Origin of the sequence: Paenibacillus faecalis, from assembly GCF_900289175.1 — a bacterium.
GTDB classification, from domain to species: domain Bacteria; phylum Bacillota; class Bacilli; order Paenibacillales; family Paenibacillaceae; genus Paenibacillus_AQ; species Paenibacillus_AQ faecalis.
Genome location: NZ_LT985747.1, coordinates 544,072 through 557,500 on the forward strand (window position 1 = coordinate 544,072; position 13,429 = coordinate 557,500).

Annotated in this window: 14 protein-coding genes and 1 pseudogene; 6 read left to right on the forward strand and 9 right to left on the reverse strand. The window is 45.3% G+C overall.

Going from position 1 to position 13,429, the window contains the following annotated elements; translation table 11 throughout:
- Nucleotides 1–16: 16 nt before the first annotated feature.
- Genes C8268_RS02635 through C8268_RS02645 form a run of 3 tightly spaced genes read right to left on the reverse strand, consistent with a single transcriptional unit; the run spans nt 17 to nt 2,159 of the window.
- On the reverse strand, nt 17–934 hold the full coding sequence (locus C8268_RS02635) for a diacylglycerol/lipid kinase family protein (RefSeq protein WP_106766247.1): 918 nt from the start codon (nt 932–934) through the stop codon (nt 17–19).
- A 31-nt stretch (nt 935–965) separates the two neighbouring features.
- Nucleotides 966–1,235 carry a TetR family transcriptional regulator C-terminal domain-containing protein gene (locus C8268_RS02640; RefSeq protein WP_234032651.1) on the reverse strand — a complete coding sequence of 90 codons (270 nt, stop codon included), beginning with the start codon at nt 1,233–1,235 and terminating at the stop codon, nt 966–968.
- A 3-nt stretch (nt 1,236–1,238) separates the two neighbouring features.
- Entirely contained in the window at nt 1,239–2,159 is a 921-nt protein-coding gene (locus C8268_RS02645) for a helix-turn-helix transcriptional regulator (RefSeq protein WP_106766249.1), read from the reverse strand.
- 73 nt (nt 2,160–2,232) lie between these two features.
- On the opposite strand from C8268_RS02645, the gene C8268_RS02650 reads away from it, so the two are divergent.
- Nucleotides 2,233–2,760 carry a dihydrofolate reductase family protein gene (locus C8268_RS02650; RefSeq protein ID WP_106766250.1) on the forward strand — a complete coding sequence of 176 codons (528 nt, stop codon included), beginning with the start codon at nt 2,233–2,235 and terminating at the stop codon, nt 2,758–2,760.
- Nucleotides 2,761–2,890: 130 nt separating this feature from the next.
- Here the strand turns inward: C8268_RS02650 and C8268_RS02655 are convergent, their stop codons facing one another.
- Genes C8268_RS02655 through C8268_RS02665 form a run of 3 tightly spaced genes read right to left on the reverse strand, consistent with a single transcriptional unit; the run spans nt 2,891 to nt 6,236 of the window.
- Complete coding sequence (locus C8268_RS02655) at nt 2,891–4,096, reverse strand: ABC transporter permease (protein WP_106766251.1); 1,206 nt, start codon at nt 4,094–4,096, stop codon at nt 2,891–2,893.
- An 11-nt stretch (nt 4,097–4,107) separates the two neighbouring features.
- Complete coding sequence (locus C8268_RS02660; protein WP_106766252.1) at nt 4,108–5,295, reverse strand: ABC transporter permease; 1,188 nt, start codon at nt 5,293–5,295, stop codon at nt 4,108–4,110.
- Between the two features lie 11 nt (nt 5,296–5,306).
- Nucleotides 5,307–6,236 (reverse strand): ABC transporter ATP-binding protein, encoded by a 930-nt coding sequence (locus C8268_RS02665; RefSeq protein WP_106769807.1) that lies wholly within the window; start codon nt 6,234–6,236, stop codon nt 5,307–5,309.
- Between the two features lie 130 nt (nt 6,237–6,366).
- Between C8268_RS02665 and C8268_RS23450 the strand changes: the two are divergent.
- Nucleotides 6,367–6,519, forward strand: a pseudogene (locus C8268_RS23450) (DNA-binding protein); the annotation flags it as partial.
- A gap of 69 nt (nt 6,520–6,588) precedes the next feature.
- On the opposite strand, the gene C8268_RS02675 reads toward C8268_RS23450, so the two are convergent.
- The gene (locus tag C8268_RS02675; RefSeq protein WP_106766253.1) at nt 6,589–7,314 is read right to left on the reverse strand and encodes an aminoglycoside 3'-phosphotransferase; all 726 of its coding nucleotides are present in this window, start codon (nt 7,312–7,314) and stop codon (nt 6,589–6,591) included.
- A 59-nt stretch (nt 7,315–7,373) separates the two neighbouring features.
- Nucleotides 7,374–7,874 carry an 8-oxo-dGTP diphosphatase gene (locus C8268_RS02680; protein WP_106766254.1) on the reverse strand — a complete coding sequence of 167 codons (501 nt, stop codon included), beginning with the start codon at nt 7,872–7,874 and terminating at the stop codon, nt 7,374–7,376.
- A gap of 287 nt (nt 7,875–8,161) precedes the next feature.
- Between C8268_RS02680 and C8268_RS02685 the strand changes: the two genes are divergently transcribed.
- The 3 genes from C8268_RS02685 (at nt 8,162) to C8268_RS02695 (ending at nt 11,937) form a co-directional block, all read left to right on the forward strand.
- Complete coding sequence (locus C8268_RS02685; protein ID WP_106766255.1) at nt 8,162–8,968, forward strand: CPBP family intramembrane glutamic endopeptidase; 807 nt, start codon at nt 8,162–8,164, stop codon at nt 8,966–8,968.
- A gap of 91 nt (nt 8,969–9,059) precedes the next feature.
- Nucleotides 9,060–11,342 (forward strand): sensor histidine kinase, encoded by a 2,283-nt coding sequence (locus C8268_RS02690; RefSeq protein WP_106766256.1) that lies wholly within the window; start codon nt 9,060–9,062, stop codon nt 11,340–11,342.
- Complete coding sequence (locus tag C8268_RS02695) at nt 11,308–11,937, forward strand: response regulator transcription factor (RefSeq protein ID WP_106766257.1); 630 nt, start codon at nt 11,308–11,310, stop codon at nt 11,935–11,937. The genes C8268_RS02690 and C8268_RS02695 overlap by 35 nt, the downstream gene beginning before the upstream one ends.
- Before the next feature lie 150 nt (nt 11,938–12,087).
- Here the strand turns inward: C8268_RS02695 and C8268_RS02700 are convergent, their stop codons facing one another.
- On the reverse strand, nt 12,088–12,537 hold the full coding sequence (locus tag C8268_RS02700) for a GNAT family N-acetyltransferase (protein ID WP_106766258.1): 450 nt from the start codon (nt 12,535–12,537) through the stop codon (nt 12,088–12,090).
- A gap of 180 nt (nt 12,538–12,717) precedes the next feature.
- Between C8268_RS02700 and C8268_RS02705 the strand changes: the two genes are divergently transcribed.
- Complete coding sequence (locus tag C8268_RS02705) at nt 12,718–13,419, forward strand: response regulator transcription factor (protein WP_106766259.1); 702 nt, start codon at nt 12,718–12,720, stop codon at nt 13,417–13,419.
- The last annotated feature ends 10 nt before the right edge of the window (nt 13,420–13,429 follow it).

Consider the following 13,429-nt stretch of genomic DNA (forward strand, 5'->3'; position numbering starts at 1 on the left):
TCTCCCATCAACGCTTTCAACTTACTCGTCTATTCTCTTTACAAATGATATGTATTGCTTCTTGACGAATGGAAATATCGATCGGAGTCTCACCAATGATTTCCCCATCTCCATGGGCAATCATTTCGGAGCTTGAAAGCACCTTTACTTTTTTGCCTTTAAGCATCGACACTCCAGAACATGATGTATGTTTTCCAGTGATGACTCGCAGAAATAATCGTAAAGCTTCAAAACGAGACACTCCATGAACGATACATATATCAAAAAATCCATCCGTATAAGACGCATGAGGACAAATATTCATTCCTCCCCCATAATTGGGTATATTGGCCACGGCAATAAGCCATACATCCGAAAAGGTCATCTCCTTATCGTCCACTTGTATGCTTACTGAGAGTGAAGGACGATAGCGAGTAAATACTTGTAGAAAGCTTACTATATAAGCTAAACGTCCCATTCTGACTCTATTAAACCATTTTTTATATTTCGACTGATTGACGTTTTGAGCCAGCTTTCCATCTAATCCGATGCCAACGACGGTTATAAAAGTTCTGTTCCCATTTTGGGCCAAATCTATTTTTTGAATGGCTCCTGTCAGTAAGTAATCCAGCGCTTTTTTGGGAGATGACGGTATCCCTAACGCCCTGGCAAAATCATTTCCCGACCCTGCGGGGATCACACCTAGTGGAATACGGGTCCCTGCCAATTCACCCACAATACTTTGGAGTGTTCCGTCACCGCCTATGACAGCCACAGCTTTCACTTGGGCAGCCTCTTTCACATGTTTCTTTAGTATTTGTGCAGCATGATCCGGGCTTTCCGAAAACTTGACCTGATAATGAACTCCTTTTTTTCGGAGCAACAGCCGTATTCTTTTCCACACCTTGAATCCTTGTCCGTTTCCGGAACGTCGATTGACTATAAAGAAAATCATGCCAGACCTCCATTTCAACTACCGCGCCGAGTCATTGAACTCTGATTGCATTCCAGCAGCATTCTTCAACACCTGCAATAAGCTCGTCTGTTTCCTCTAATATCCCAGATCTAGTCGTATTAAATAGCTGAACAAGAGCTCCGTAAAAAATAGCAATCAATGCATCCGGTGGCAATGGATGAATGGTGCCTAGCTGTTGCCCCTTTGCTAAAAAATGCCGAATAAAATCAAGACTTTCCTGAAACATTTTTTGACTTTCGTTCATTCCATATATATTATACTTACGGTTTGAAAATTTCAAAACCTAGGAATTATCGTGTGGCTGTTCATACTGATTCAAGCTTCTGTGCAGCATTTCCATGACGAGTTCTTGCAATTGTCTGGGAGCTTTAACCTTAACTTCGGGGCCATACGAAAGCAATCTGCGTGACACAAAGGGGATCTCATCCGTTGGAACTTGCCCCCGCCACTCATTGTGCTGCACAGCCTTGAATAAAGGATCTGACCCTGCGAGTCTTGCACCAAAGTCCGTAAACTCTAATATTACTTCCACACCTTCCCTTTCTTCCTCAGAATGAAACCATTCCTTAAGAGTAGGGACCGGTTCATTACTCTGGTTAAGGATGTCCACCTGCTTCATCCGATCAACACGATACAACCATACCCGTTCATGTTTCATTGCCGGCATATACCAAAATCCATGCTCATAATAGATGCCAATCGGACAAGCGACTACATTCTTCGGCCCGCTGCGAGATGAGTAGATGAATTCGATATTTCTCTTTTCTACAGCAGCACTTAATATTTTCGTAGTTAATAACTCCGGATGTACAAAATCGTATTGAAGAAATGTAACGTGCTGTCTCATGCGAGTGATTTTATCCTGTACATCGGCGGGCAAACTTGAGAAATAATGTTCGGCTAGGTGGGATCGAATCGATCCATATGGAAAGTCCGGTACTTTTTCCAAGTATTCCAACATCATAAATAAACCAAACGCCTCATGCTGTCTAAGTTGAAGCGGTGGCAAAATTCGGTTCGGCAGCACACGATATCCCCCATGTGCCCCTACCTCGGTGTAAAGAGGTACGCCCATCTGCTGCAAATAATCCAGGTCACGCTGAATCGTGCGAACCGATACGTTGAATTGTTCAGCCAGTTCGCGGGCCGTAAACTTTTTTCTTGAGTCAAGCATCCGCATCATCATCAGTCTTCGATCGTTCATTTTATTCACCTAATTACGTCATGTTTTGTCATAGTTATAATGTATCATACTATTTAGAAAGGAGCGATAAAACATGAACAATGATAAAATCGTGCTGTACATCGCCATGAGTTTAGACGGCTATATTGCAAAACCCGATGGTGCTGTTGACTGGCTGTTTGATGTTGAAGGAGATGGAAAAGATAACGGATATGATGCATTTTATAAAAGGGTGGGTACTGTTGTCATGGGGCGACTCACGTATGAGGAAGTGCTAAAACTATCTGATGAATTTCCCTATGCGGATAAACCATGCTATGTTTTGTCCAGATCACAGCAATCCCCTCAACCGCATGTTATTTATACGGATGAGGATATAGAAACCCTTATTCCAAAACTAAAACAGGCTTCAGAGGGGGACATTTGGCTGGTAGGCGGAGGACAGCTTGTATCGGCTTTTTTGGAAGCCAAATTACTTGATGAACTTCAAATCGCTGTCATTCCAAAAGTACTCGGGGAGGGCATTCCGCTGTTCCCTCGAGGAACCGTGCCCAGTACTTTTCAATTAACACAGGTGGAGAGAATCGGGCAGATCGTTTCACTAAGCTATAAAGTAATCTAAACCATGCCTCTTTAAAGACTACGTCATGCTGAACAAATGAGTACAGCATGACGTTTTTTTTCGCTACAAGGTATCCAATCCATTCCGAAGAGAAGCGAGATTGGTTACTCACTGTTTTTCAACACATGAATTAATACGCCTTCCCCCGTCTCATGGCCACCACATTGGCGGCGACAAAGAACAAGACGGCGAACAGCAGCAGGATCATGGAAGGCAGAAAAGCAGCGTTTATTTCGGAACCTCTGGAAACCAGGTCGGTCATTCCTTTGATGACCCAAGACTGCGGAACGAAATCAGCGATTCTAAGCAGAACATCGGGCATCAGTTCTCTGGACCACATGCATCCGGCAAGCAGCGAGGTCGGCATAATGACAATCGCTGTGAGACTGCTAAGCTGTTTTTTGGTCGAAACCAGGTTCGCCATCAGCACGCCAAGTCCCGTTACGCTTAGAAGAAATGTGGAAAACAACAAAATGATTCCGCCGGGAGAATTCCCCCAGTTTACCCCGAACACATACCTGCTGAAAAGAAGCAAAACTCCGACCTGAATCCACCCGAGCACAAAGATGGAAAAAATCTGCCCAAGCACGATATAGCTTGAACGTACGGAAGTCGATTGCAGTCTTCTCCACGTTCCGTTCTGCTTATCCTCCAAAATCGATCCTGTACTGTTCACAATAAAAAATGCGATAAATATGATCAGAATCCCTAGCGTAGTATAGGACATGTCGCTCAGTCCAGTCTCTTCCCCGGAAGTATTGTCGCTAGACGCAATTTCAATTCGGGGAGCACGCATATTGTTCAAAAAAGACTGTTCCAATTCCCGCTTGTCTTCAGGAATGGTTTCCTTTTCGGCAGGAGCCATAGCCGAGACGACATTCAAAGTTTCGTCCACAAGTCTATGCTGTATTTTCAGTCTGTTGGCGTATCCGTCCAATTCGCTTTTCAATCCGCGTATTTTTTCATTGTCCTGCAAATGGAGAAGTTGAACAGGAGTGCCGTCACCGGTCAAGACATCCTCAGAAAATCCGTTCCCGATCACAACTGCCGCCACTACCTTGCCTTCAATGATCGCCTTTCTGGACTCGCTATAGCTTTTCAATTGAGCTTCATAGGCGGAATTGTCCTGTAACCAGGCAACAACCTGTTTAGAAGATTCAGTCTGATCCTGATCCACAATCAAAATTTTTAACTTATCATCGCCAGTTCCGCCTCCAAAGCCATAGATGACTACCGTCACAAAAAATAAAGGGGTCAAAAACATCCATACCAAGGAGGTTTTGTCCTTAAGTACCTGTTTTATTTTCAATAAAGCAATATAAAGCGATTGTTTCACGAGAATGCCTCCTATTGCAGCTTGAGTCTGGATATACCGAGACTTAGAAACACCACTCCCATCGAGCAAAGCACGATTGAAGGAGTAATAATGGACGAAAAGCCGTTGTTAACCATCAGGTTCAAATAGCCTTTGAGCGCCCAGTTGTTCAACAACATGTTTGCCGCATTTTGAAGGACGGGATGCATATCATAAATCGGCATCATATTGCCTCCCACAAAAGCCATAAGCATAATGACGGCTGGATTTACGATATCGGCGGTTTTGGAAGTTTTGAACAGCGTGGCGAGCAGCATCGCCAGCCCGGAGGCCGCAAACGTCATCGCCAGCGAAAGCACGATCAGCCCGGCTAACGAGTTCCCCCATTCCACGCGAAAGACATACTTTGTAAACAAAATTAGGATAGCTACGTCCATGATGCCCAATATCGTCAATCCCACGAATTTTCCGGTGAGAATTTCCGCCTTCCCCGCTTTGGTCGTCAACAGTCTCCGCAGCGTCTGATCTTCCCTTTCCTCAATAATAGAAGTGGTTCCAAGCATCCCAACAAACAATATATACATGGAAACTACGGCCGCAGAGTAATACTGTATTGCAGACAGACCTTTGCTGTCCCCCGTAATATTTCCTTCGGAAACGACCGATTCCGAATAGCTGATGGATTCCATCAGCGCTGGAACAATGCTTTCCCCCGGGATCGTGTATTCCGTAAGCAAAGAACCCGCCGCATCTGCGGCGGCGAGCATCGCAGATGACATGCCTGCGTAATTGTTCATGATACTGCCTACGATTGAGCTTTCGAGCTCATTGCCTTTATCTTCGTACAATCGAATTTGCGCCCGCCCTCCGTCTTCAATGTTTGACGAATAATTTTCGGGTACAATGACGGCGGAGGCCAGGTCTCCGTTTTTCACTTTCTCCAAAGCTTCTTGTTCTTTCATCTCGGTAACATGGATATAAGAGGACAGCGAATCCGATTCAAGGAAACTCTTTATACTTTTCGAATCATCGCTTCCGTCCAGATCCACAAAACCAACTTCGATCGCTTCCATCTTCGCTTCGCTTCCGCTAAACATAGAATTCAAGCTTAATCCCAGAACAAGGATCAGCACTATTGGCATCAGAATGATCAGCGCTAATGCCTGTTTATCTTTGAGGATCACACGCAGATCCTTTAAAGCGATGCTCCATATCTTCATCCGGATTCCCCCTAATCTCTGAGCGCTTTCCCAGTCAGTTTCAGAAAAACGCTCTCCAGATTCGGCTCTTCCACTTTCATTTGGACGATTCTAGCTTGATGTCCCGAAATGACGGTCAGAATGTCGGTCAAAGCTTGGTCCGCATCGTTTACGGATAGGCTGAGATCGTAATCGTTTTGTTGAATATGACGAACGGCTTCAAGTCCATGAAGACTCTTTACCAACTCCGGAGAAATTTCGGAGAGCCGGATATCGATCACTTCTCCGTCAAGCATGGTTTTTTTGAGATTTTCCTTATCGTCCATCGCAATAATTTTGCCGTCATCGACAATCGCGATTTTGGTGCAGAGAAACTCTACTTCCTCCATATAGTGGCTTGTGTAGATGACCGTTATGCCCGCACCGTTTAACTCTTTGACCGTCTCCAATATGTAATTCCGCGATTGCGGATCGATCCCCACCGTCGGTTCGTCCATAATGAGGATTTCAGGTTCGTGTATGAGAGCCGCCGCGATATTGATTCTGCGCTGCATCCCGCCTGAATAACTTTTGATTATTTGATTTTTACGGTCTTCCAAATTTACGATGCGAAGAACCTCCGTCACCCGTTCCTTCAGGCGCTTGCCAGTTACGCCGTACATCCGCCCCCAGAATCGCAAATTGTCAACGGCGCTTAACGTGGGATACAAGGCGATTTCCTGAGGGACCAAGCCGATTCGCTTTTTTCCTTCGATCGGATGCTTGGAAATGTCTGCCCCGTTAATGTGAATGCTCCCGGACGTCGGTTTGACAAGCCCGGCGAGCATGGAAATCGTCGTGGACTTCCCCGCCCCATTTGGTCCAAGCAAACCAAACAACTCTCCCTTTTCAATACTCAGCGTAATTCCTGCAACGGCTGTTTTTTCGTTGTACTTTTTAACCAAGCCGTCCACTTTGATCAGTTCCATCCCCATCCTCCCGTTTTACATGATTCCAAGTAAATAATATACATATATAGACATTAACACATATGGAAAGAAACGGGCAGATCGTTTCACTGAGCTATTAAAGTAATCTAGATAGAGTTTCACTGGGTTAAAGATTTTTTTTACTTCCCTCATCAATAACCCACAGCCAGATACAAAGGTCGTTCTACGAGATGAAATTCAAATATTATCTGAGGATCATGGAAGGTATCGGGTATATCCCTATTTTCCCTTTCAAGAGGATCGACCAGTTGACGTTATCAACAACCAAACAAAAAGAGTCATACTTCAACGTTAGTCGTTGTATGACTCTTTATTTTTATCCATATTAATCCGTAGCCTCAACAAAGTGAGTAAATAATTTCAGCCTGTCGGTATCAATATCGTTTCTGCCATAAGCATCTAAAAAAATATCGTTATACGCACTAGTCTTGAAATTAAATCCAAGTGTCCACAATCCCCAGTAGATATCATAATGCCTATCTCCAATGCCGCCATTTCCCAAATCGATAAACGCCTTGAACGTAAAGTCATCCATAATCATATTAGGTAAACAATAATCGCCATGAATGACAACATCGTCAACAGCCGCTTTTCTTAAATCCTCAAACATATCGTCCTTACCATGACTTGTTTCATTCAACATTTCGGCGGTCCGGTTTTGAAACGGGCAGCCTTCTGTCGAAAGGGAATGTAACATTCGCAGATTCTCACCGAAAGCAGCGGCCAGCTTTTTGGGATGATCAATATGTATTCTCGCTGTTCCGTCCTCACCGCTCACGGCTTCCGTAAGTAAAAAGTCATTCTCCACATCTGATTCATACGCTATGGCTTTGGGTGCAACATGATACCTGCTTAAAAAAGAGGTCATTTTCTCTTCTCGTCCAAGACTCCCTCTTTTGCTAATCTTCAGATAGGCTCTTACTTCACCTTCTACTAACAATGTTCTTGCATCCTCAGAACAGCTGCTATCATATATTTTTGCATTTACTAAGTATTCTCTTATGGGTGAAGGTACAGTCCCTATATCCAAAGAAACTTCAGTTCTGTTCATGACTTCCTCCTAGAAACGGTATAATATGGCGTCATAATAGATGGCGCTAACTTCTCCTGCTAACGATCATTCATTTCGCTCTCAATATAATGCATGATCGTTTTGTTTAATTCGATATCATTGTTTTTATCCCATATTGTACTTTGTTCAAATATTCCTGGTCTAAAAAACAACGCGATTCTCTCCCGAAACCAATCCTGCATAGGCAGTTCATCAAGTTGATCCTTGTTGACCCACAACAGCTCCCCTTCTGGAGGATTTACAAGAAGCTCGCCTTCAAATGATGTGACCAAATAATTAAAGACCATGTAACGAAGTCCTGAATTAATCTCACAAAATTCATTTAATCCCTTATATATGATGTCTTTTACGATTAAGCCTGTTTCTTCTCGAACCTCGCGTATGGCTCCATCTACAATACTTTCTGGAAAATCCACTTTTCCGCCGGGGGCAATAAAACCCGGGAATCCCTTATGCTCCGGTCGGTTAATCAACAGTATCTGATCTCCATCTTTGACCATGCTCATCGTTAGTATTTGGTAATTTACCTCAGTCTGCATTCAAATCCGTTCCCCATTCTTGTATAACACCTCAGTATATAACTCTTCCATAAGGCTGAGACGTTTATTGAATCTTATTCTTCTTTTATTATACATGCAGTTACTAGGTAAGGTAAGTCGTTGAAACACACTATGCTACCTAGCATGAAGGAGACTCGTCGAATGCGTGATCACGCAAAAACAAATGCGTAAGCACGCCCCGAAATCAACGGGAAATACGGATTTCCCGCGCGCCAAAGTCCGTTATGCTCAAAGAGTAACTTTGAGCTTACACGGAGGGATATATCATGTCTACGATGTACCGCAAACTTGTTAACTTTTTCAACTTGTCCGATCCAAACTACGTTTCTTTCATCCGCAAGTATGAAGCCAAAACGAAAAAACAAATCGCCTTTTACCTGTTTCTCGGCCTTTTGCCCGGTTTGGTCGCGTACCTGTTCGTCTATCCGCTTCGCGAGCCGATCATGGAATGGACGGGATTGTCGGCCCAATATGTGCAGTTACTGGCGCTTACTTTCATGGCCGGCGGCTGGCATTTGATCGTTCCGTTCCTGATGCTGCGTTACAAGGACGGACTTACATTTAAGGAATCGCTCGTATATCTCGGCTTTACCAGACTCGATCTGAAAGGACTATTGATCGTTTTTCCAATCTTAACGATACTGTTTACGCTCATATCACTGCCTTATATGAAATATGTGTACCCGCCGCTACACGATTGGCTGAACGGGTTTCCGATTTTCCATATGGGAGAATGGCATATTTTTCATCATGATTATTACGACCCTAACTTTCCCTGGCCGCTGTTTCTGATTGGCCTGATCGGCAACTTTATCGGCGAGGAAGTCTATTTCCGCGGTTATCTGCTGCGCAAGGTGGGACGCCTCCGATTCGACTGGCTGTGGATCGCTATCATTTTTCAGTTTTATCATATGTGGCAAATTCCGATCAACTGGGCGTTCGTGCTGCTGGCCATGTTCATCCCGGAAGAAATACTCGTCAAGCTGCGTAAAAATATTTACGGTGCCATCCTGCTACACTTGTTCGTTAACTTTGTGTGGGGGAAAATCACATTGTACCTTGTCGGGGTATAAATCACCCGTGCTTTCAAACACCTGGCTTTGTTATTTTTTTGATCATTTCGGGGCTTGTAAAAAATGGTACAATGGGATCGGGTGATGCACTTTGCCGAAAATTATGCGCAAATACAACTGGGCTGTATACGGATCAGCCCTTCTATTTCTTCTTATTGCGGCTTATATTCATACTGTTACGCTACAGAATCCGTACACCGGTCTATTGTTCCGCGAAGATGCTGGCGGCTGGTCTGTCGCATCCGTCGATCCTGCGGGTCGGGCGAATGAATGGAACATCCACATCGGTGACCACCTTCTAGCTGTCGATGGGGAACATCCGGACTTGGTAAAGCTCGGTGATCGTGCATACCTGAAAGAATCAGGTACACTACTGTTTCAGCGCGAGGGCATAGGACGCTTTGAAATACATAACAATGCTGCCATCACGGACGTGTACAAGGGAATGTTCGCTGTCTGTACGGAACTGGCGCTTCTTGCAATCGGACTGGCAGCTTACAGAAACAAGCCAGAGTCTTATATGGTACGCCGCTTCTATGCACTGAACGTTTTCATGGCCGCAACGCTGCTGTCGGTCTATTCGACGGAAACGAACTTGACCGGGCTGATTCTGCCGGTCGCTGCAAGCTGGATGCCATACTTGCTGTTCGCCTTCTTTGTAGCCTTCGTGTTCCGCTGCGTCCCTAGATGGCTCGTCTCGGCAATGGCAGCCTACCGAATACTCGCAGCCTTGTTTGCCGTTTATGTGCTGATTGTCTTCTCGATCGGCGCTATTCCGGGATGGACCCGCAGCGTCATTCATACGGCTTTGATCGGCACACTGCTTGGCATACTCGCCATTGCAGCAATATATTGGCGTGCAATGGACCGCGCCGAGAAGAATCGGCTGCTCACATTTGTTACAGCTCTGTCATTCGGATTAATGCCATACCTGTTCCTGTACGCGCTGCCTGATCTGCTGTGGGGCGAACCGATGGCACCGCCGGATATGACGCTGGCCGGTCTTATCGTTCTGCCTGCTTCGGTGCTGTTGATATGGGCTCGTCAAAAGCTGCTGGATATGTCCTTCTATCTTCCCCGTCTGGCCATTCACGGCCTATATGTGGGGCTTGCGACCGTTATCGTCGCCGCACTTGTCCGCAGCGGCGCATCCCCGGCAACTCTAGCACTGTGCGGCGCCTTCGCTGTTTTAGCACTGCTGCATCGTCTTGGCCTCGACGTTGTCAAGCGTCAACGGGAAAAGCGAGAAGTCCGGCTCGATCAACTTCGTCTGGAGATGTCGATCCGACTTGCCGAGCATCGCAACAGCCGTGATCTACTTCGGATGCCCGCGGAGCTTGTCCATAGTGTAACGGACATTGAGGGGTTATGCTTCATCTGGAATCGCGGAAGCGAAACTTTTGTATACGGAACTGGACCATTCGCTGAGTTATCAGAGCTGTCTGCTGCCGGAGAAACCATCTCACACGAAACACTCTCCAGTCAGAGCGGCTTCCTGCAGATCATCGACCTTGCGCAATCGGACGGGAAAGTCATTGGGCATTTGGGACTTGGTACGAAAATAAACCATACTTCCTTCACCCCTGATGAACTGAACCTGATTGACAAAATAAAGTTCGAAACCGTCCGCCTGTTAACGAACGCTTCCTTGCTCGAAGAACTTCGTGAAGCCCGCAGAAATGTATCCGGAGCAGCACTCGATAACCGGCTGATGGAAGCACAGCACGCGGAGCGGATTCGAACATCCTACTATTTGCATGATCATGTTTTGCAAAATCTTATTTTCCTTACACGAGATCTAGAGGAATTACATGATACCGGACAAAGCGACAAGCAGCTGACTTCTGTCTGGTTGAAATGTCTATACGATACACAACGTGACATTCGAATGCTGTGCGATGATCTCTACCCACACATCGTCGATCAGGCAGGGCTTGGGGCTGCACTTCGCTGGCTTGCGCGCACGTTGAAGGAAAACGGCGGACCGTCGACCGATCTGGAAAACAAGCTGCCGGAAACGCTACCTCCGTTATATCAGCTTACGCTATTCCGTATCGTTCGCGAGCTTACCAATAATGCGGTCAAGCATGCCAGCGCAGCCAGGCTGACGATTCGGCTATGGGAAACGGATGTTGCCATATATGCTCAGGTCAAAGACGACGGCATTGGATTCGATCCGGCTGACGTAGGTGGCATTCGAACAGGGAACCGGGGGTTTGGGCTTGTCACAATAAACAGCCAGATCGCCCAGTTCGGAGGCGACATCGATATTGAAGCGGCACCCGGATGCGGAACAACAATCCATATTCGGCTGCCAAAGCTGGGAGGCGAAGTAAAAAATGGAGCAACCGATCAAGGTTCTACTGCTGGATGACCATCCGCTAGTTATGGAGGGTTTAAAAAACCGATTGGAGCGTGAGCCGGATATGCAGATCGTCGGGACGTTCAGCGACCCGCGAAAACTGCTTGCAGACATTCAGGGGCTTAACCCGGACGTCGCCGTCATCGACATTTCGATGCCCGGCATGAACGGCTTCGAGCTGGCGGAGGAGCTGAAACGAACTTACGCTATAACCATCAAACTGATCATTCTGTCAGGGTACGTGTACGACGAATATATACATAAAGCATATGAAATAGGCGTTCACGCTTACTTGTCCAAGCAAGCAACCTATCCGCAAATTATTAACGCCATTCGCCAGAGTATGCTCGGGCACCGACTTGTGCCGGAGAGAATGACCACTCTGCCGAGAGCCGACCAGTTAACGCCAACGGAACGGGAAGTGCTGAAATGGATCGCGCTGGAGAAGACAAATAAGGAGATCGCCTTAGAGCTGGCGATGAGCCAGCGAACGGTGGAGTACCATATGGCAGCTATTAACCGGAAGCTTGACGTCAAGACAAGAATCGGTGCGGTAGCTAAAGGCTACGAGCTTGGATTGCTGGAGCGGCTATATAACGGAAACTGACACAAAAAAGGGGAGCACGTGCTCCCCCCTATAGCATTAAACCGAATTCACGCCGGGTAATATCATATAACCGACTATCGAAAATGAAGCAGCACGGCGACGCCGAGTCTGCTTTTTCGAATGAATATACTACGGCAATGCACTTGGATTTCATATACTGCTGTACTTTAGCTCTTTCCTGAATCCTCTCACACGCTCCGGCTCATAGCCGAGCGATGCATAAAAGCGGTGCGCCTGCTGACGAAAATCGCTTGACACCAGCATGATGTAGGTGCATTCGCGTTCTCTGGCGATCCGTTCAATGTCCCCCATTAGCATTTTGCCAATGCCCATGTCCTGGTGCATGTCTGATACGACAACGTTCTCGACGACCATAAACGGCCGACATGAACCGACCAGATCGTGGCATACGATTCCCATTACCGAACCGACCAACACATCGTCCACATATGCCCCAAGTAAATGATACTGAGGATTGTTTTGAATCGTGTGGAACAATTGGAGCATAGAGTCATTGTTTGCTCTTTCTCCTGATAATTGTTCATAAAGCTCATTCAATGGTATTAAGTCGCTCGCTGCGACAGACCTAATGGTTACCACCCACGGACCACCCTTTCTCTTTCGAATTTTTCAACGCTACGTTGGATAATCCTATAAATTGAGAATGATATAAATTATAAAGCTTGGATATTCTTTGAATGATTCTATATTATTTAGAGTATATGATACGTAAAGCCCGATTCATAGAGGGATTTTCGTTTTAATGAAGAGGTGGTTAAATTGTCTTTTACGAATATTCTAATTGTCGATGACCATATAGAAATTATACAATTGATGACTGATTTTTTAGAAATGGAAAATTACAAAGTTTATAGTGCTAAAAATGCTGAAGAAGCACAATCCCTTTTACGTCAAGTAAAAATAGATTGTATAATTTTAGACATTATGATGCCTGGAATAGACGGTTTTGCACTTTGCAAGAGAATTCGAAAAGAATCAGAAGTTCCTATCTTATTTTTGAGTGCATATCAAAGCGATGCAGATAAAATAAGAGGTCTTACGCTTGGAGCTGATGATTATATTGTCAAAACAGCTAGCCCAAGCGAAATTGTGGCAAGGGTTAAGGCAGTTGAAAGAAGATTTGCTATACATACTCGGAAAGCTAGAGAAGCACGGAGAGTTTTATCTATCGATCAACTTGAATTAAACGAAGACACAAGGTCAGTGAAAGTAGCGCAGAAAGAGGTTGACCTAACGACAATTGAGTTCGATTTACTGCATTTTTTTATGGAAAATGAAGGGATTGTACTTACATATGAGCAGATCATAGAAAGAATATGGAATGATGACGTAACGAGCTTTCATAGTGTGCGAGTCCATGTTGCAAACTTAAGAGAAAAGTTAGCTCCTTTTTCTTCTATTCCTGAGATAAAAACAGTAAGAGCCGTTGGTTACCAGCTGCATAAAAGAGTGAAAGGATAAAAGATGCCAA

Bases quoted from the DNA above. Each gene is read 5' to 3' on its own strand.
- C8268_RS02635 (WP_106766247.1), bottom strand. From the start codon at position 934: ATGATTTTCTTTATAGTCAATCGACGTTCCGGAAACGGACAAGGATTC.
- C8268_RS02645 (WP_106766249.1), bottom strand. From the start codon at position 2,159: ATGAACGATCGAAGACTGATGATGATGCGGATGCTTGACTCAAGAAAA.
- C8268_RS02650 (WP_106766250.1), top strand. From the start codon at position 2,233: ATGAACAATGATAAAATCGTGCTGTACATCGCCATGAGTTTAGACGGC.
- C8268_RS02660 (WP_106766252.1), bottom strand. From the start codon at position 5,295: ATGAAGATATGGAGCATCGCTTTAAAGGATCTGCGTGTGATCCTCAAA.
- C8268_RS02675 (WP_106766253.1), bottom strand. From the start codon at position 7,314: ATGAACAGAACTGAAGTTTCTTTGGATATAGGGACTGTACCTTCACCC.
- C8268_RS02680 (WP_106766254.1), bottom strand. From the start codon at position 7,874: ATGCAGACTGAGGTAAATTACCAAATACTAACGATGAGCATGGTCAAA.
- C8268_RS02685 (WP_106766255.1), top strand. From the start codon at position 8,162: ATGTCTACGATGTACCGCAAACTTGTTAACTTTTTCAACTTGTCCGAT.
- C8268_RS02695 (WP_106766257.1), top strand. From the start codon at position 11,308: ATGGAGCAACCGATCAAGGTTCTACTGCTGGATGACCATCCGCTAGTT.